The sequence below is a fragment of the Bradyrhizobium sp. cir1 genome, assembly GCF_014198245.1.
In the GTDB taxonomy this organism is placed as follows: domain Bacteria; phylum Pseudomonadota; class Alphaproteobacteria; order Rhizobiales; family Xanthobacteraceae; genus Bradyrhizobium.
Window position 1 is genome coordinate 263,634 of the sequence record NZ_JACIHE010000004.1, and the last position, 18,049, is coordinate 281,682.

Genomic DNA, 18,049 nt, shown 5'->3' on the forward strand with positions numbered 1-18,049 from the left:
GTGCCGAATGCAATCGCGATTTGGTGGATTGTTTCGCCAGATGGCTGTTCTGAAACGTAATCTGCGGCGAAGCGCGGTTTATGCTGAGCGCCGCAGCGGCTCCGGAGCGACGTCGGAAGACGCTACTGCGACCAATGTCAGGCCGACCAGGGAGAGACATGAAATCCCGCACGACCCGTTCGCTGACGATCGACGCATTCGATGCGCGCGCGGTTGACATCGACACGGTCGAGCTCGATCAACTTTACACCCTCTCGATCGGTGTCGGCTGGCCGCACCGCCCGGAGGACTGGCAGTTTCTGCGTGACACCGGCCACGGCATCGTCGTTCATGATGAAATCGGGCGGGTGCTGGGATCGGCCATGTGGTTTCCCCATGGGGGGGATTTCGCCACCGTCGGCATGGTCATCACCTCGCCCCGTCTTCAGGCGCTTGGCACAGCCCAGTGGCTCATGAAGCGCATTCTGTCCGCCTCCAAGGGACGCAATCTCCGCCTCAATGCCACACGTGCAGCGCGCAAGCTCTATCTGTCGCTCGGCTTTCGTCGCGAACGAACGGTGTTCCAGCGCCAAGCCGAGGTGCAGCGATCCGGCGAAGTGCCGAATCCTTCCGAAGGGGGCGAGCTGCGGGAGCTGACTCGGAAAGACCTTCCGGCCATCGCTCAACTGGATGCGCAGGCGTTTGGCGCCTCGCGCCTCGATTTGCTTGCGGCGCTCCTCGGACAATCCGCGGGGTTCGGACTCTATCGGCATGGTCGTCTCGAAGCGTTCGCATTGTGCCGCCCGTTTGGGCGAGGGCACGTCGTAGGGCCCGTCGTTGCGTCAAGCGACGAGGATGCGATCCTGGTCGTCGCGCCGCATGTCGCGGCTCATGAAGGACAGTTTCTGAGGATCGACACGCATCTGGCCGACGGTGAGTTCTGCTCCTTCCTGGCCCGGTGTGGGCTTGTCTTTTTCGACACCGTCACGACGATGTCGCTGGGGGGAGAGTTTCGTGATCCCAATGATCGCTCCGGACAGACGCCGGTAACCTACGCGCTTGCCAGCCAGGCGCTTGGCTAGAGTTGTTGAAATCTCCCTGCAGGGACGGATTTCGTCGCGGTGCCCGCTGGCGAGCGATGCTCGGATCAAGCTCCCCAGCACTCAATTGACGTTGTCGCCGAGCATGTTCCGCAAACCCGTGGTGACCGCGGCAAGGCCGCTCGCGCCTTGCATCAGCGCGATCTCGCCCTGCTGCTCGTGGCGAATGGCATGAGCCATCACGCGCAAGCGCAGATCACCGCGGCTATGCCACATCTGGTCGGCCATCTTGACCGCACCCTTGTGATGCCTGCTCATGGCTTCGACGAACGTCGTGTCGAATTGGCCGGGCGGCGCTGTCTTCACCTGTCGCATCTCCGCCGGCGTCAGGAAGCCGGGCATCGCGGCACGTTCTTGCGCGTCGCAATCCGGCATCTCCGTGTCGAACCAGCTCAGCCACCAGTTCTCGAAGATCCGGTTCTCGCCGGTCTGGCTTGCGACCATCAGCATAGCGAGCGCGCGCAGATGCGAATCCTGGGCGCGTTCGGCGCCAAGCCGCGCCAGCTCGATGCCCTGGGCGTGGTGCGCGGTCATGTGGCGGATATAGGTCTGGTCCGCATCCCTGTCGTGGCCAAGCCACGGCGGCTCGTAGCCATGGTTGCCGAACAGCGCGATCGTTCCGAGCAGAGCAATGACGACGAACGCCCCCGTGATCCAGGCATTGGTGAAGCGCAAGTCTTGCCCCGGCCCGTTGCCTCGTGCCCAGCGCAGCCGAGCGAACAGAGGATACATCATCGCCGACGAGCCATGGACAAGCAGCCCGATCCAGTACGGCTGCTGCAGCGTGAATAGCGGCTGCCAGAACGGAAACAGCGGCACCAGCACGAACCACTCCATGCCTGAGGAGACCGCTGCCCACGGCAGCGCGAGCAGCAGGATCGTGAGCGGTCGCAGGTTCGCCGTCCAGCGGCCGAGCACGCCGAAGAACAGCAACGCCCAGGAGAAGTCCGCCCATTGGTGAAAGGCGACCCCGGCGAGCATCGCGCTCCACGCCGGTTCGGCAGTGATGGCCCAGTCGCCAGTCGGAATGGTCGCAACCGTCATCCAATCGACCGCCGCATCACGGCCGATCCGCGCCGCGAACAGTTGGCTGACGATCGTCGAAAACGTGCTGCTGATCAGGCCGAGCTCGATCGCGGCGATCCAGCGCGAACGGCGTTGGCTCCCCACGCGCGCCGCTGCGCTTGCCTCGGTCGGCCCGGCTGGAGCGGCGGGCGGCGCGGTTGCACTCACGTGAGTTTGTTGAGTTTCTTGAACGGATTGAGTTCGCTCGGCTTGTCTTGCTCTTCGCGGCCACGCTGCGCTTGCGTCTTGCCGTCCTCGTGCAGATCCTGGTCTCCGATGACCTCACCGACGGCCTGCTTGGTCGTGCCGACGATCCGCTGCTGCAAACCCCTCGTCTTGCCCATGTTTGGCCTCCGAGCTCACGCCGCGACCCCGGCAATCCATTCTGCGCGTCGACATCTAGGCCGCACTGGACGCCTTCGCGTTGTCCCCATGTCCGTCAATGCCTCCGTTTCCAATTAATGGGTTGGAACGCGGGCAGGCGCCTGCAGTTCCTATCCTCAGGCACGAGAGGGAGGATCGACATGGCCGACGAACGCTTCGCTTATTTGCTGGGCCGGGCCGCCATGGACGTGTGGGGTGATATGCCGCGCGATGTCCAAGAGGCGCTGTTCGAGACGGCGATGAAGGGGCATGCCTCGGAGCGCGAAGCGCTTGCGCGGCTGCTGCACGACCGTCATCCGCGGACGGCACATCCAGCCAAACCTGTTTGAACGGGGACGAACAACGTCTCCCTGATCAAGGCGTCTTGCGAGTGTTGACCATGGAGCCGATGGAAGCCGAATCCGTCACCGAGCTTCCGCGCGGGGCGCAATGGCAATACGAGCCGAAATGGGACGGCTTCCGTTGCCTGCTCATTCGCGACAGCCGAGGCGTTCGCATGCAGTCGAAAGGCGGCCGCGACCTCGTCCGCTATTTTCCGGAAGTCGCTTCCGCCGCATCAGCCATATCTGCCGGCTCCTTCGTGCTCGACGGGGAGCTGATCGTCCAGCTCGACGACGGCTACTCGTTCGATGCCCTGCTTCAGCGTATCCATCCGGCAGCCAGCCGGATCAAGCGCCTTGCCCGGGAAACGCCGGCGCGCTTCATTGCCTTCGACCTGCTGCGATCGGCGGAGGTGGATGTCGCAGCGCTGACGCTGGCAAAACGGCGGCTCGCGCTCGAAAAATTCGCGCGGCGCTACTTCCGGGGCAACGACGTGTTCGAACTGTCGCCGGCGAACCGCAACTTTGCCGAGGCGAAACGGTGGTTGCAGTATATCGAGGACGGCCACGACGGCGTCGTCGCAAAGCGGCTGGACCTTGCCTACCGCAGCGGCACGCGGGACGGGATGCAGAAGATCAAGCTGCTGCGATCGGCCGATTGCGTGGTCGGCGGCTTCAGATATGGCGAGAAGAAGCAGGGCAGACGGAAGGTGATCGGCTCGCTGCTGCTTGGGCTGTACGATGAGGCCGGCCGCCTGCACCACGTCGGCTTCACGTCGGCGATCAAGGTGTCGGACAGGCCTGGCCTCACCGAGAAATTCGAGAAGATCATCAGCAGGAGCAGCTTCACCGGCAAGACCCCGGGCGGGCCCAGCCGATGGTCGACCAGGCGATCTGCCGAGTGGCAGCCGGTGCGGCCGGTTCACGTCGTCGAGGTCTGCTACGACCATGTGTCCGGCGGCCGGTTTCGCCACGGCACGAAGATCCTGCGCTGGCGCCCGGACAAGAAGCCTCTGCAATGCCGCATGGATCAGCTTCGGCAGAAATCAGCGAAGCGGCCTAAGGTAGAAGCTGCGAAGTTGGGTGACCGATAGCGGCGCGCGTCCGCGCCTGGAACGTGGGGTGCGGCACGACGTTGAGCAGCATAGCAAGATGGCGGAACCCGGCTCCGCCAGGCACTAGCCGGTGAAAGCGAGGAAGGAGATTGTCATGTTTCAAAAGTCAATGTTGGTCGGCGCTCTGCTGGCGCTCAGCTCGACCATCGCGCTCGGTGGTCCGTGCAATACGGCCAGCCGGGATGCCGGCTCCGGGCCGGTGACAACAGGAAAAGCCGGTGAAACGACGGGAGTTGCTTCATCGAATGCCAAGGAGCATCCGCCGACCTCGGCCATGAACAAGGCGACCGAGGGTACCGCGACCTCGTCGCAGGATGCCCAGCGGCAGATGCAAAGCCAGCCGACGGCGGCCGAGCAATCGACCAAATCCACTGCGGCCGACGCCAGCAAGTCAACCGCTGCCGACGACGAGGGCTGCTGATCGCGCTCGCCTTGTCGTGTTCTGAAAAAGGGGCGCCCCGTTACCGGAGCGCCCTTTTTTGCGATCGTGTTTCAATTCGCGTTAAGGCATGGACTGCGGCGTCTTTGCCGGGCGGCTTGACCAGCGATTTGAATGCATCATCCAGGCGGAAAGTGGTGCGCCATCCCTGTGGCGTCCGCCTGCCGCGGCGCCGGCCCAGGCGGCAACGGCTCCAAACAGCAATGCAGCGGCTGCCGAGAAAGCCAGGATGATGCTCGCCGCACGCGCCCTGGAAATGGCTTGCTTGGCGTTCGCAATCGTCGCATCGACCCGCTTCTCCGAATCTGGTCCGGTCAGGCCGGTCAGCGCGGTGACCTGCTGGACGAGGTAGGCGCGATCGTCGGTCGGAACGCCGTTGTGGCTGGACGACGTCATCAGGATGCGCGCGGCCTCAGCTCTTTCGGCGCTTAGATCCACGTTCGGCGGCCGACGCGGCGCGCGGAACAGGTGATCGAGCTCGTAACTCAGGACCGATGGTTCGGAAGACGAAGGCGCCTGCATCGTCGATGACGGCTTGCTGGCCGCCCACGCAACCAATGCGGTCAGGACGGCGCCAATCACGACGGCAAGCGCCCAGGAGGCGACGCCATGCATCCCGTCACGGGTCGCGACGTCCTCGTTGACGGAAGCATAGGGCGCCCGGATGCGTCCGGCGAAATAGCCGCCACATCCGAAGCTGATGAGGGCTTGAAAGATCAGATAGACGCCCGAGAGCAGCCAAAGCGCAAACGATGCGTCTCGCCAAGTCGGTGCCGTCGAGGCGACGCCAAGCCCGAGGGCGGTCGCAAACGAGATCAGGATCAGCGAAAGCGCCGATGCTGCCAAGGCGCCGGCAATGACAGGCGACCATTGCAGGCTCCATGGCTGCAGTCGACCTTGCTCGCGCACCGTCGTGTCTTCGGCTCTCACCAGCGTTTCCATGATGATCACCGCAAGCCGAACAGAGACAGGATGAACATGATGATCACGATCAACCCAACGAGATAAATGATTCCATCCATGCGAAGTCCTCCGAATTGTGCGGTACCAATTCGGTTTCGTCGCGGGGGTTCCTAATCAGGCCGGTGGGGTGATCCAGGACGGCTGGCCACACGACATCACGCCCTGTGGCGGTACGGTCGCTTCATGGAGCGGTCAGCGTTACGTACCTTTCAGGAGAGGAGGCGGCTGGTTCTGCTGCGCCGGTTTACATAATCCAAGGCCATACAATCGGCGCGAGGAGCATCGCGACGTCACGGCTTGGCCGGTGCACCTTCGCGCCGGTCGGCGCGGCCGTTCAATCGTCGCGCCCGTGCACCTGCGCCGGCGGTGCTGTCGCTTCAACCGCGGTAAAGGTCTTCTGAATCCGGTAGGCGTGCTTCGCCTGTGCTGGAACAAGCCAGGAATCGCCGGGCTTCAGATTGATCGTTTGCCCTTCAAGCGTGAGCTCGGCTTGCCCCGCAATGACATAGCCAACAGTCTCGTATTCTCGCTGCGTCGTCGCGCCCTGTTGCGGCGCCTCGTTCTGCCACAAGCGCATTGAAACGTGCTTTCCGGAGACCAGGTACGTTTGTCCCATCTCCCCGACCGGGGAGTGGCTGGCCGAAACTTTCTTGATCGTGGTGTCGCCCATGCTGACCTCCAACGTCGTTCTGTCCGGTTAAGAAGCCAGGCTCCTGCTTGTTCCTCGCGGATGCGTACTGGAACCAGCGTTCTTGTTTCAGGTTTCTTGGGCAGGCCTGCAGTGGCCGGTAGTCCGCGCGCCGCACCGCACCCTCTGGCGCAGGCGGTTGGGCTCGTGAGTACGGGTCATGCAGGCGGATGGTGGAAGATAATGAGGGATAACAAGTCGGAGGTCGCGGAGATTCGCGACGCCGTTCATCTCTGCATCGACATGCAGAACATCTTTGCTCCCGGCGGTCTCTGGGAGACTCCGTGGATGGAGCGAGTCCTGCCGACGATCGTCACGGTCGTATCGCGCTACGAGGCTCGAACCGTGTTTTCGCGCTTCATCACTCCGCAACACCCGGAGGATCGTCCCGGGCAGTGGCGGAGCTATTTCCGGCGTTGGGAGCAGGCCACCCGCGACCATCTCCCGGCATCGGCGCTTGACCTGGTGCCGGCCCTGGCACGCCACGCTCCGCCCGCTCGCATCATCGACAAGCCGGCCTATTCGGCGTTCAGCAATCCGGCGCTGGCAACCTCGTTGATCGAAAAAGGAATCGGGACGGTGGTCATCACAGGCGCCGAAACCGATGTTTGCGTTCTGTCGACGGTCTTGAGTGCGGTCGATCTCGGCTTCAGGGTCGTAATCGTCGAGGACGCTCTGTGCAGTTCATCCGACGTCGGCCATGACGCACTCATGACGATGTATCGCACGCGCTTCCATGGCCAGGTCGATCTGGTGACCGCGGAGGAGCTCGCGGAATTCTGGCGCGAATAGCAATGCGGTCCTGCGCGCGACCTATAGCAGCGACCGAAGCTTCAGGGCATCGCTTGGTGCTGCGCTTTTCTGGTCGTTGTCGAAATAGACATAGACGTCGCAGCCCTGGCGTTTCCAGGAATTGATGCGCTTGGCCCATTCGGCAAGCACCGGCCGACGGTAATGGCCGTAATAGCGTCCGCTCGGTCCATGACCGCGCACGTAGACGAAATCCGCTGTCCGTCGCCACGGCGCCGGTGCGTCATGATGATCCGACAGGCAAAGCGAAATGTTCTCGTCGGCCAGCATTCGCAGGATGCGAGGCTGATACCAGCTCGGATGACGAAATTCGAAACTGTAGCGGCGCTTGCTGGAGAGCAGCTTGAAGAAGGAGGCAAGGCGGTCGGCATTTGCTTCGAACTGGGGCGGAAGTTGAAACAGGATCGGCCCCGCCGCCGGACCGAGCAAGGAAATGCGGTCTTCCAGCAGCGCAAGGCTGTTTCTGGAGTTGTCGGACAGGCGTTTCCAGTGCGTGATGAACTTGGAAGCTTTCCACGCGAATACGAAATCTCCATCGACCTGCGACCGCCAGCTTTTGACGGCTTCTGGCGTTGGCGTGCGGTAGAAGACGCCGTTGAGCTCGGTGGTATCGAATTGACCGGCGTAATAGCTGAGTTGCTGTTTCAGCGGTAAATCGCTTGGAAAGAATGGGCCTCGCCACGAGGCGTAGTGCCAGCCCGAGGTTCCGATAAGTACGCGAGCCATCTGTCGCAACGCTCCCTCGTCGGGAAACGTCCCGGCGCTGGATATGTTGCGTCCACGGGCGTTTTTCCGCTTCGGCCCTCCTGCCTTAGGAACCGCTCGCGGCACTTTCCGGTTGATCGGATCGCACCGATATCCAGAGGAGGCGGCATGACGGATCCGGACATTCGCAAGGGGATGCCGCCCGTCAAACTGTCGCGCGAGGAGTTTGAGCGCCGCTACAGGGACCAGTTTGTTGATCCCTCGTTTGCGCCCCTGCAGCATGAGCTGGATGCTGTGATCGGAGCGGCCTGGGATGCCTACAGTCATTCGCGCAAGGCGCCGGTGACCCGAAAGGCGGGGGCTGGCTTTTCCGATCCGGATTACGATCTTGCGGTTGACTGGCTGAATGCCCGGTCTGCGGTCCTCGAGGCCCAGCGGCGGCATGATGACGCCAGTGCGCCTTCCCGCGTCCTCATCATCAACGGGTCGGCGCGCAGCGAGCACACCTGTCCTGGCGAGATGTCCAAGACCTGGCGCATGGTCAAGATGGCCGAGCCCGTCTTCATCGAGATGGGCTTTGCGGTGGATATCCTTGATCTCTCCCGCCTGACCTCGGAATTCGGCAAGAGCATCCATCCCTGCAAAGCCTGCGTTTCCACCGCCATGCCGCTCTGCCACTGGCCGTGCAGCTGCTATCCGAACTACTCGCTGGGCCAAACCAGCGACTGGATGAATGAGATCTATCCGCTCTGGGTCGCCGCCCACGGCATCCTGATCGTAGCGCCCGTGAACTGGTATCATGTCCCGGCCGGACTCAAGGCGATGATGGACCGCCTCGTGTGCGCCGATGGGGGAAATCCCGATCCGACCTCGACGCACGGCAAGAAGGCGGATGAAGCCAAGGCGATCGAGCTGAAAGGCTGGTCCTATCCGCGTCATCTCGCCGGCCGCCATTTCGGTCTTGTGGTTCACGGCGACAGTGTCGGCACCGAGGGTGTGCGCAGAAGCCTGTCGGACTGGCTGACGGACATGCACCTGATCTCGGCGGGGCGCTTCGGAGAGCTCGACGGTTACGTCGGCTATATGGAGACATATGCCACGTCGCATCGGGAGCTGGACCAAAACCGCGAATTTCAGCAGGAGGTGCTGAACGTGGCGCGTGCGCTCGGAAACGCGGTCCGGCTGGCAAGGGATGGGCGGCTAGACGAGCCGGGCGCAGGCTTGACGGAACCAAACCCGAAGTGACGCGAGGGCGCTCGGCGCCAACCTCTGTTCAATCGAGTGCCGAAATCACACCGTCAATGAGATTGCGCGCCAGCAATTGGTCGCTCGTGGGCATGGCGCTACGCTGGATCGGAGGATATCCAAAGATCGCAATCGTGATCTCGGCGGACCTGCCGCGGCTTCGTGCGCCGAATTTGTCGTGACGTGCACCGCGTATCACGGGTATATCGAACCTGCACGCCAAATGAGGACGATGATGACTCTGATCGATATGAACTGCGACATGGGCGAAGGTTTCGGCGTCTACACGCTCGGCGATGATGCCGAGATGCTGCGGACCGTCACCTCCGCCAACATCGCCTGCGGCTTTCATGCCGGCGATCCGCTCGTCATGCATCGCACTCTGAGCGAGGCGAAGGCCAATGGCGTGCAAGCCGGTGCGCATCCCGGCTTTCTCGATCTCTGGGGTTTTGGCCGCAGGCCCATCCAGGGCGAGCGTCCAGCCGACATCGAGAAGATCGTGCTCTACCAGGTGGGCGCGCTGATGGCGCTGGCGTCCGACGCCGGTCACTCCGTTCGCCACGTCAAGACCCACGGTGCGCTCGGCAACATCGCCGCGGAGGATCGCGACCTCGCCGAAGCCGTGGCGCGTGCGATCCGCACCATCGATCGCAACCTGATCTTCGTGGTGATGCCCGGCCAGGAGACGGAGCGGGCCGGCGAGAAATTCGGCCTGCCGCTGGTGCGCGAGATCTATGCCGATCGCGCCTATGCCGACAACGGCAATCTGGTGTCGCGCCGCCTCGCCGGAGCCGTCATTCATGATGCCGAGGTCGCGTCCGAACGGGTCATTCGCATGATCGAGGACCGCGCGATCACGTGCCTGTCGGGAGCGCAGTTGCCGACCCGCATCGACAGCGTCTGTGTCCATGGCGATACGCCGGGCGCGGTCGCGATGGCGCAACGCCTGAAGTCGCGCCTTGACGCAGCGGGCGTCACGCTGGCACCGATGGCCAAGGTCATCGGTGCCTGAGGCGCCCTTCGTCTGGCCTCCGCCCGGGGGCAGGCCTAGACGTGGATCGCGTGGCCGAGTGCCTTGAATGCGGCTTCCTGGATCGCTTCGCCCAGCGTGGGATGCGCGTGGATCGTGCCGGCGATGTCCTGCAAGACAGCGCCCATCTCGATCGCCAGGCCAAACGCGGCAGAAAGCTCCGAGATGCCCTGTCCAACGGCCTGGATACCAAGGACGCGTTGATTGTCGGCCCTGGCGACGACGCGCACGAAGCCGGGCTCGCCATGGCGCGTCATCGCGCGGCCGTTGGCTGCAAAGGGACATTGTCCAACCTTGATGTCAATGCCGGCCTGGCGAGCCTCTTCCGGTGACAAGCCGGCGGAGACGATCTCGGGATCGGTGAAGCAGATTGCCGGGATGCACTGCTTGTCCCATGCGCGCGGCATGCCGGCGGCGATTTCCGCCACCATCTCGCCCTGCGCCATGGCGCGATGGGCCAGCATCGGCTCTCCCGTGACATCGCCGATCGCATAGATGCCGCGCATCGAGGTCTCGCAATGCTGGCCGATCCGGATGAAGCGATCGTCCATGTCGAGCACGAGTTGCTCCAGCCCTAATGCGGCCGTGACCGGCGCGCGCCCGACCGTGACGAGAATCTTGTCAGCCGCGAGGCTGCGCTCGCGGCCATCGGCCGTCTCGATTCGCAATCCGTCGCCTCGGGCGGTCGGGCCGAGCGCCCGGGCGCCGGTCAGCACCTCGACGCCGAGCGCGCTCAGGCGTTTTGTGATCGGAGCCGTCAACTCGGCATCGTAGAGCGGCAGGATGTTGTCCAGCGCCTCCACCACGGACACCTTGCTCCCCAGCTTGGCGAAGGCGGTCCCGAGCTCGAGCCCGATATAGCCGCCGCCGACGACGACAAGGGACTTTGGCACTTCTGCGAGCGACAGTGCACCGGTCGAGGAGATGACCCTGCCGCCGAACGGCAGGGACGGCAGCTCGACGGGTGCCGAGCCAGTTGCGATCACAACCGTCTCGGCCTTGATCGTCTTCGGGCCGGTCTCGGTTTCGACGACGATCGTCTTGCCGTCGCGGAAGCGTGCATGGCCCTGAACGATCTTGACCTTGGCCTTGCGGAGCAGCGCGGCGACGCCGTTGTTCAACCGTTGCACGATGCCGTCCTTCCAGGCGATCGCCCGCTTGAAGTCCAGCGCGGGCTCTGCCGCCGTCAGGCCGAACGGCGTCTTGCTGCTGGCGGCCTCGGTCAGCTTCTCGAATTCCTCGGCAACGTGAATCATCGCCTTCGAGGGAATGCAGCCGACGTTCAGGCAGCTTCCGCCGAGCTTGCCGCGTTCGACGAGGACGGTGTCGAGGCCGAGCTGGCCGGCGCGGATCGCGCACACATAGCCGCCGGGGCCGCCACCGATAACGACAAGCTGACAGGTGATCTCGGTCATTGCTTCTTCTGCCTCAGGGGTCGACGAAGATCGTCGCCGGGTTCTCCAGCAGCTCCTTGAGCCTTTGCACGAAGACGGCGGCGTCCCATCCGTCGATGACGCGGTGATCGAAGCTGGAGGAGAGGTTCATCATCTTGCGTGGCACGAACTGCGTGCCGTCCCAGACCGGACGCACCGCGATCTTGTTGACGCCGACAATGGCGACCTCGGGGTGGTTGATCACGGGCGTGGTCGCAAGGCCGCCAAGCGCGCCGAGCGAGGTGATGGTGATCGTCGATCCCGTCAGTTCCTCGCGCGTCGCGGTGCCCTCGCGGGCGCGCTGCGCGAGACGGTTCAGCTCGAGGCTGCAGTCCCGAAGGTCGCGCGCCTCAACATGCTTCACCACAGGCACGACGAGGCCCGCCGGGGTCTGGGTCGCGATGCCGATATGGATGCCGGCGTGCTGATGCACGATGCCGGCCTCGTCGTCATAGAGCGCGTTGAGCGCGGGCTGCTCGGCAAGTGCCTTGACCATGGCGCGCATCAGGAAGGGCAGCAGCGTCAGCTTGGGATGCTCCGGCGCCGGCTTCCTGTTCAGCGACGCGCGAAAATCCTCCAGCGGCGAGACGTTGACCTCCTCGATGATGGTGATGTGCGGAATGCGGGACTTCGATAGCGCCATCTTCTCGGCAATGCGGCGGCGCAAACCGACCACCTTGATGTCGGTGACGGCGGTCTTCGGGGTCATGCCGCGACCGTGGACCGGCGCCGGTCCGCGCGACAGGAAGGCGTCGATGTCCTCATGGGTGATGCGTCCGGCGGGGCCGGTGCCGTGGATCTGACGCAGGTCGATGCCGGCTTCGCGCGCCTTGAGGCGTATGGCGGGCGAGGCCAGCGGCTTCTCGCCCGGCGCGCGGCGGACTGCCGATGTGGTCGCCGGCCGGGCCTCGATCGCCGCGGGGGGAACGCGGGCAGGGGACGCCGGCCGAGCATCCGGAGCTTCGGCTTTCGTCACGGGCGATGGCACTGCTACGTCTTTCGTCGGCGCCTCGTCTGCCGGCTCCGAGGCGTCATCGCCGGCGACCTTGAGTTTCACGAGCGTGGAGCCGATCGCCACCGCTTCACCGATCTTGGCGCCGATCCAGCTGACCTCGCCCGCGAGCGGCGAGGGAATTTCGACCGAGGCCTTGTCGGTCATCACGGTGGCAAGCAGATCGTCCTCGCGAACGAGATCGCCCACCTCGACGTGCCATTCGACCAGTTCGGCTTCGGCAATGCCTTCGCCGATATCCGGGAGCTTGACGCTGCGCTCGCCCATCAGCGTGTCTCCACGATATCGCGCAGTGCCTGCCCGAGTCTGGCAGGGCCGGGGAAATAGTCCCATTCCTGCGCATGCGGGTAGGGCGTGTCCCAGCCGGTGACGCGCATCACCGGCGCTTCGAGATGATAGAAGCAGTGCTCCTGCACCAGCGCCGTCAGCTCCGCGCCGAAGCCGGAGGTCAGCGTTGCTTCGTGCAGCACGATGCAGCGGCCGGTCTTGGCGACGGAAGCCACGATCGTCTCGAGATCGAGCGGAAGCAGGGTGCGCAGGTCGATCACCTCGGCATCGACACCCGTCTCCTCGACGGCAGCGAGAGCGACGTGAACCATGGTGCCATAGGCAAGGATGGTGACAGCTTCGCCAGCGCGTCGCGTCACGGCCTTGCCGAGGGGCGTGGTGTAGTGTCCCTCCGGCACTTCGGAGAGCTCATGCCTGGCCCATGCGGTGACCGGGCGATCGTGATGACCGTCGAACGGGCCGTTGTAGAGCCGCTTCGGCTCCAGAAAGATGACGGGGTCCGGATCCTCGATGGCCGCGATCAGGAGGCCCTTCGCATCATAGGGATTGGAGGGCACCACGGTCTTCAGTCCCGAGACGTGCGTAAACAGCGCCTCGGGGCTCTGGCTGTGGGTTTGCCCGCCGAAAATGCCGCCGCCGGTCGGCATGCGGATGACGAGGGGACAGGTGAAGTCGCCGGCCGAACGATAGCGCAGGCGCGCTGCCTCCGAGACGATCTGGTCGTAAGCCGGATACATGTAGTCGGCGAACTGGATTTCGATGCAGGGCCGCAGTCCATAGGCCGCCATGCCGATTGCGGTGCCGACGATGCCGGATTCGCTGATCGGCGCGTCGAAGCAGCGCGAGACGCCGTATTTCTGCTGCAGCCCCTGCGTGCAGCGGAACACGCCGCCGAAAAAGCCGACGTCCTCGCCATAGACCACGACGTCGTCGTTGCGGGCCATCGAGACGTCGAGCGCCGAGCGGATTGCCTCGATCATCGTCATGCGCGGCACGGCTCAGACTCCGATCTGCTGGCGCTGGCGCCGCAGATGCGGCGGCAGCTCGGCATAGACATCCTCGAAGATATCGCGCGCCGAGGGCTTGCCGCCGGAATGCAGGGTGCCGAAAGCCTCGGCTTCCTTCTGCGCGGCGATGACGGTGGCATGAACCTCGGCCTCGGTCTGCTTGTGGCGCTCTTCCGACCAGGCGCCGGCTGCGATGAGATGCTGCTTGAGCCGGATCACGGGATCGCCCAGCGGCCACTCCTCGGATTCGTGCTTCGGCCGATAGGCGGAAGGATCATCCGACGTCGAATGCGCGCCGGCGCGGTAAGTGACGTATTCGATCAGTGTTGGCCCGAGGTTGAGCCTGGCACGCTCGATCGCCCATTTGGCGACGGCGTAGGTCGCAAGATAATCGTTGCCGTCGACCCTGAGCGCGGGGATGCCGAGGCCGCGCGCCGCGAAGGTGCCCGAGCCGCCACGCGCGATGCCCTGGAAGGTCGAGATGGCCCACTGGTTGTTGACCACGTTGAGGACGACCGGCGCCTTGTAGGTCGAGGCGAAGACAAGCGCCGCATGGAAATCCGACTCAGCCGTCGAGCCGTCGCCGATCCAGGCGGCGGCAATGCGGTTGTCGCGCTTGATCGCCGACGCCATGGCCCAGCCGACCGCCTGGACGAACTGCGTGGCGAGGTTGCCCGAAATCGAAAAGAAGCCGTGTTTTTTCGAAGAGTACATCACGGGCAATTGCCGGCCCTTTAGCGGATCATGCTCATTGGAATAGATCTGACACATCATGTCGACGAGCGGATAGTCGTGCGCGATCAGCAGGCCGGCCTGGCGGTAGGTCGGGAAGTTCATGTCATCAGGACCGAGAGCGATGCGGAACGCGCAACTCACCGCTTCCTCGCCGGTGTGCTGCATGTAGAAGGATGTCTTTCCCTGCCGTTGCGCCATCTGCATGCGCGCGTCGAACGTGCGCAGCGTCATCATGTGGCGCAGGCCGGCGACGAGCTCGTCCTGGGCGAGATCAGGCACCCATGGCCCGATTGCCCGGCCCTCGTGATTGAGCACGCGGATGATCGAGTAGGCGAGATCACGAATCTCTTCGGGCGGCACGTCGACCGGCGGGCGCCGGACCGAGCCTGCCTTCGGAATCGAGACGCCTGAGAAATCCGGCTTGCCTCCCGGTCGGCTTGCAGGCTCCGGAACATGAAAATGAAGGGGCGTGGGGCTGGTCATGGGAGCATCCGCTCGTTTGCCGGTTCTAAAGAGACGGCGCCCGGCCGACCGGAGTCCTCGCGCGCGAACTCTGCGACGTGAAGGTCGGTGATCGCGGGATGGCGTGACAACCGTTCAGCGATGTCGGCGCAATCGGCCGCAGGCTGGACATCGAGGACCATCCGTATCGTCCGGCCGCCATCGGAGCGGGTCATCATCGAGACCTGGTCGAGGCCAAAGCCGAAACGCGCAGCGTCCAGGACAAGCCGGACGATCCCGTCAAAGGGGTCGGACGTGGTGGCGACCACGCTGACGGACCGGCGCTGTCGAGGTTGCATGTCGCGTTCTCTCCCGGCACAATGATAATCTCTCAGTTCGAGAAAATTTCCCAAATTTCGGGTGTGTTGGCCGAATTTGCGGAAGGTTTTCCCGTCAGAATACAAAAAGACAGAAGGATTGACTGATGCCATCCAAGCGCGGCCCCGTCGAGGAGCTCGATCAGCTGGATCGCCGGATTCTCTCGGCGCTTTGCGAGAACGGCCGCTTGACGACGAGTGCGCTGGCGGAGCAGGTCGGGCTTTCGAGCTCGCCGTGCTGGACCAGGGTGAAGCGCCTGGAGGAAAACGGCGCGATCGAGAAATATGTCGCGGTGCTCAATCACGCCAATCTGGGATACAACAACATCGCCTTCGTCGAGATCTCGCTGGACAAGCACGACGACAAGGTGCTCGAGCGCTTCGGCACTGCGCTGTCGCGAATTCCGGAGGTGATGGAAGCCTATCTGGTGACCGGCGAGTACGATTATCTCATCAAGGTCGTGGTGCGGGACACCGATCACTACGAGCGCTTCCTGCGACAGGCGTTGTACAGGATCCCGGGCATCCGGCAGTCGCGGACGACGTTCGGCCTGCGCACCCTGAAGCGCCAGATATCGATCGATCCTTCCAAGGCCGGTCAGCCCTGACATTGGCGGCCTCTGCCCGAGGCAAAGAATCACCGCTATGAAAGCACGAAAACAAACAACGGCGGGGCATCGGTCCATCGCCTCGGTCGAGACAGGAGTACTGCGATGACGAAAGCTGAGATCCGATTTCCGGTCGACGGCCGAACCCGAAAGATGTTCGTCGACGGCGCGTGGGTGGATGCCCGCTCGGGCAAGGTCTTCGAGACGCGCAACCCCGCGACAGGCGAAGTCATCGGTCGTGTCCCCTGCGGCGAGGCCGCCGACATCAATGCCGCGGTCACTGCTGCCCGTCGCGCTTTCGTCGGACCATGGAGCCGCTTCAAACCGTTCGAGCGGCAGGCGCTGCTGCTGCGGATCGCCGACCTGTTCGAGAAGCACTGGGAGGAGATCAGCCAATCCGATACGGCGGATATGGGAATGCCGATCGCCCGGACGCGGGCGAACAAGCTCCGCGTGATCGGCATGCTGCGATACTACGCCGGCATGGCGACCGCGCTCCACGGGCAGACGGTCGACAATTCGCTTCCGGGAGACATCGTCTCGTTCACGCGGAAGGAGCCCATCGGCGTGGTTGGCGCCATCATTCCGTGGAATGCGCCGACGGCCGCATCGGTCTGGAAGATCGGACCCGCGCTCGCGACCGGCTGCACCATCGTCCTCAAGCCCTCGGAAGAGGCGCCGCTGACGCCGCTGCTGATCGCGGATCTGATGAACGAGGCTGGCGTGCCGCCCGGCGTCGTCAACGTGGTGACCGGAACCGGGCTTGAAGCCGGCGCGCCTCTGGCCGAACATCCCGGTGTCGACAAGATCGTCTTCACGGGATCCACCGCGACCGGACAGGCGATCATCCGCGCGTCGGCCGGCAACCTCAAGCGGGTGTCTCTTGAGCTTGGCGGAAAGTCGCCGGTCATCGTCTGCGCCGACGCCGATCTCGACAAGGCCGTGCCGATCGCCGCGATGGCTGCATTCGCCAATTCAGGCCAGATCTGCATCGCCGGCTCACGCCTGTTCGTAGAGCGTAAAATCCATGATGAATTGGTCGAGCGGCTTGGCAAGTTCGCCTCGGCGCTGAAGATCGGCGATGGCGCCGATCCTTCGACGGAAATCGGACCCCTCGTGTCCCAGCGCCAGCTCGACAAGGTCGAGGGCTTCCTGCAAAGCGGACGCGACGAGGGCGCGAAGGTGGTGGCCGGCGGCCGGCGCGCGAAGGAGGGCAGTCTCGCCAAAGGCAACTTCGTCGAGCCGACGGTGTTCGCCGGCGTCTCCGACGACATGCAGATCGCCCGGGACGAGATTTTCGGCCCGGTCATTTCCGCGCTGCCGTTCGACACCCTCGACGAGGCCGTGGAAAGAGCCAATGCGACACCGTACGGGCTCGCGGCAGGTGTCTTCACGCGCGATGTGAGCAAGGCCCACATCATCTCGCGCAGCTTGCGCGCAGGATCGGTATGGGTGAACACCTATCACGCGCTCGATCCCGCAATGCCGTTCGGCGGCTACAAGATGAGCGGCTATGGCCGCGAGGGCGGCACCGAGCATCTCGACGAATACCTGCAAACGAAGGGCGTCTGGATCAAGCTGGACTGACTTTGGAACGACGCAAGCGAGCCCCAAAGCTGTACGCCGCTATTGTCGCGCGGCGATCGCGGTCATCTCGAGCTTGACGCCAGGACCGAGGTCGGCCACGCCGATTGCGGCTCGCGCCGGCAGATGCGCTTCTGCGAAATGCGCCTTCCAGGCCGCATTGAACTCGGCCTTCTCCTTCAGGTTGGTCATGTAGATGGTCACCTGAAGGACGTTGGCTAGATCGGATCCGAGAGTCTTCAACAGGCGCGCCAGCTGCCCAAGCACGTCGCTGGCCTGGCCCGACATGTCGAGGCTGGTGTCCTCGGGGACGATTCCGCCGATGTAGAGCACACCGTTGTGCTCGACCACCTCGTGGAGCAGTCCTTCGTAGGGCAAGACGCGCTGGATCATGATGAGGCCGATGTTTGCTGAGGGGACGGGCGGCATATCGCACATTTCCATTTCGGTGTCGCTGCAGGAGATTTCGCGTGCCTGCAAATGGTTCGACCCAGGCACTCTGAATGCGATCCGATAAGGCTTTGAAAATAAAAGAATAAATTGGCGGTGGAATCGTCGTCGATCGCTGGCCGAATGTTCACCAAGATGTAGTTGCGCACGAGAGCCCAGCATTTCCGCCGACCCTGACCCCGACGACATCGGGGGGTGGATCGGTATACTGCCACCGGAATTGACTCGGGGCGCGGCTGAACCGTGCCACGCCCGGAACAAGGATCTCGCG

The 18,049-nt window shown here is 63.8% G+C and carries 20 protein-coding genes; 9 read left to right on the top strand and 11 right to left on the bottom strand.

Annotated elements, in window-relative coordinates; genetic code table 11:
* The first annotated feature begins 158 nt into the window (after window positions 1–158).
* Entirely contained in the window at window positions 159–1,061 is a 903-nt protein-coding gene (locus GGD63_RS12030; RefSeq protein WP_183242077.1) for a GNAT family N-acetyltransferase, read from the top strand.
* Between the two features lie 81 nt (window positions 1,062–1,142).
* Here the strand turns inward: GGD63_RS12030 and GGD63_RS12035 are convergent, their stop codons facing one another.
* Both GGD63_RS12035 and GGD63_RS12040 read right to left on the bottom strand, forming a co-directional pair.
* A complete protein-coding gene (locus GGD63_RS12035) occupies window positions 1,143–2,249 on the bottom strand; it encodes a DUF305 domain-containing protein (RefSeq protein WP_183242078.1) in 1,107 nt (368 codons plus the stop codon).
* 59 nt (window positions 2,250–2,308) lie between these two features.
* A complete protein-coding gene (locus GGD63_RS12040) occupies window positions 2,309–2,488 on the bottom strand; it encodes a CsbD family protein (protein WP_183242080.1) in 180 nt (59 codons plus the stop codon).
* 180 nt (window positions 2,489–2,668) lie between these two features.
* Here GGD63_RS12040 and GGD63_RS12045 point away from each other — a divergent pair, with 180 nt between their 5' ends.
* The 3 genes from GGD63_RS12045 to GGD63_RS12055 all read left to right on the top strand — a co-directional run bounded on the left by GGD63_RS12045 (window position 2,669) and on the right by GGD63_RS12055 (window position 4,384).
* Complete coding sequence (locus GGD63_RS12045) at window positions 2,669–2,857, top strand: hypothetical protein (RefSeq protein WP_183242082.1); 189 nt, start codon at window positions 2,669–2,671, stop codon at window positions 2,855–2,857.
* A 59-nt stretch (window positions 2,858–2,916) separates the two neighbouring features.
* A complete protein-coding gene (locus tag GGD63_RS12050; RefSeq protein WP_183242084.1) occupies window positions 2,917–3,942 on the top strand; it encodes an ATP-dependent DNA ligase in 1,026 nt (341 codons plus the stop codon).
* Between the two features lie 115 nt (window positions 3,943–4,057).
* Window positions 4,058–4,384, top strand: coding sequence for a hypothetical protein (locus GGD63_RS12055; RefSeq protein WP_183242086.1), 327 nt, complete (start codon window positions 4,058–4,060; stop codon window positions 4,382–4,384).
* Between the two features lie 81 nt (window positions 4,385–4,465).
* Here the strand turns inward: GGD63_RS12055 and GGD63_RS12060 are convergent, their stop codons facing one another.
* Window positions 4,466–5,344 carry a hypothetical protein gene (locus GGD63_RS12060; protein ID WP_183242088.1) on the bottom strand — a complete coding sequence of 293 codons (879 nt, stop codon included), beginning with the start codon at window positions 5,342–5,344 and terminating at the stop codon, window positions 4,466–4,468.
* Window positions 5,345–5,699: 355 nt separating this feature from the next.
* On the bottom strand, window positions 5,700–6,035 hold the full coding sequence (locus GGD63_RS12065; RefSeq protein ID WP_183242090.1) for a cupin domain-containing protein: 336 nt from the start codon (window positions 6,033–6,035) through the stop codon (window positions 5,700–5,702).
* Window positions 6,036–6,236: 201 nt separating this feature from the next.
* On the opposite strand from GGD63_RS12065, the gene GGD63_RS12070 reads away from it, so the two are divergent.
* Window positions 6,237–6,845 carry a cysteine hydrolase family protein gene (locus tag GGD63_RS12070; protein ID WP_183242337.1) on the top strand — a complete coding sequence of 203 codons (609 nt, stop codon included), beginning with the start codon at window positions 6,237–6,239 and terminating at the stop codon, window positions 6,843–6,845.
* A gap of 21 nt (window positions 6,846–6,866) precedes the next feature.
* Here GGD63_RS12070 and GGD63_RS12075 read toward each other — a convergent pair whose 3' ends face one another.
* Window positions 6,867–7,589 (bottom strand): DUF72 domain-containing protein, encoded by a 723-nt coding sequence (locus GGD63_RS12075; RefSeq protein ID WP_183242339.1) that lies wholly within the window; start codon window positions 7,587–7,589, stop codon window positions 6,867–6,869.
* Window positions 7,590–7,736: 147 nt separating this feature from the next.
* Between GGD63_RS12075 and GGD63_RS12080 the strand changes: the two genes are divergently transcribed.
* Complete coding sequence (locus tag GGD63_RS12080) at window positions 7,737–8,813, top strand: flavodoxin family protein (protein WP_183242092.1); 1,077 nt, start codon at window positions 7,737–7,739, stop codon at window positions 8,811–8,813.
* 235 nt (window positions 8,814–9,048) lie between these two features.
* Window positions 9,049–9,825: a LamB/YcsF family protein gene (locus GGD63_RS12085; RefSeq protein ID WP_183242341.1), complete on the top strand. Its 777-nt coding sequence runs from the start codon at window positions 9,049–9,051 to the stop codon at window positions 9,823–9,825.
* 35 nt (window positions 9,826–9,860) lie between these two features.
* On the opposite strand, the gene lpdA is transcribed toward GGD63_RS12085, so the two are convergent.
* The 5 genes from lpdA to GGD63_RS12110 are packed head-to-tail and all read right to left on the bottom strand — an operon-like array spanning window position 9,861 to window position 15,250.
* Complete coding sequence (lpdA, locus tag GGD63_RS12090; RefSeq protein ID WP_183242094.1) at window positions 9,861–11,258, bottom strand: dihydrolipoyl dehydrogenase; 1,398 nt, start codon at window positions 11,256–11,258, stop codon at window positions 9,861–9,863.
* 13 nt (window positions 11,259–11,271) lie between these two features.
* Complete coding sequence (locus GGD63_RS12095) at window positions 11,272–12,555, bottom strand: dihydrolipoamide acetyltransferase family protein (protein ID WP_183242096.1); 1,284 nt, start codon at window positions 12,553–12,555, stop codon at window positions 11,272–11,274.
* Window positions 12,555–13,571: an alpha-ketoacid dehydrogenase subunit beta gene (locus GGD63_RS12100; protein WP_183242098.1), complete on the bottom strand. Its 1,017-nt coding sequence runs from the start codon at window positions 13,569–13,571 to the stop codon at window positions 12,555–12,557. The genes GGD63_RS12095 and GGD63_RS12100 overlap by 1 nt, the downstream gene beginning before the upstream one ends.
* Before the next feature lie 3 nt (window positions 13,572–13,574).
* Window positions 13,575–14,801: a 3-methyl-2-oxobutanoate dehydrogenase (2-methylpropanoyl-transferring) subunit alpha gene (locus GGD63_RS12105; RefSeq protein ID WP_183242099.1), complete on the bottom strand. Its 1,227-nt coding sequence runs from the start codon at window positions 14,799–14,801 to the stop codon at window positions 13,575–13,577.
* Window positions 14,798–15,250, bottom strand: a complete 453-nt coding sequence (locus tag GGD63_RS12110; RefSeq protein WP_246785457.1) for a hypothetical protein — start codon at window positions 15,248–15,250, stop codon at window positions 14,798–14,800. Before GGD63_RS12110 ends, GGD63_RS12105 begins: the two co-directional genes overlap by 4 nt.
* On the opposite strand from GGD63_RS12110, the gene GGD63_RS12115 reads away from it, so the two are divergent.
* Complete coding sequence (locus GGD63_RS12115; protein WP_183242101.1) at window positions 15,244–15,744, top strand: Lrp/AsnC family transcriptional regulator; 501 nt, start codon at window positions 15,244–15,246, stop codon at window positions 15,742–15,744. The genes GGD63_RS12110 and GGD63_RS12115 overlap by 7 nt on opposite strands.
* Window positions 15,745–15,849: 105 nt before the next feature.
* On the top strand, window positions 15,850–17,331 hold the full coding sequence (locus GGD63_RS12120; RefSeq protein WP_183242103.1) for an aldehyde dehydrogenase: 1,482 nt from the start codon (window positions 15,850–15,852) through the stop codon (window positions 17,329–17,331).
* A gap of 39 nt (window positions 17,332–17,370) precedes the next feature.
* Here GGD63_RS12120 and GGD63_RS12125 read toward each other — a convergent pair whose 3' ends face one another.
* Entirely contained in the window at window positions 17,371–17,766 is a 396-nt protein-coding gene (locus GGD63_RS12125; protein ID WP_246785458.1) for a RidA family protein, read from the bottom strand.
* Window positions 17,767–18,049: the final 283 nt, after the last annotated feature.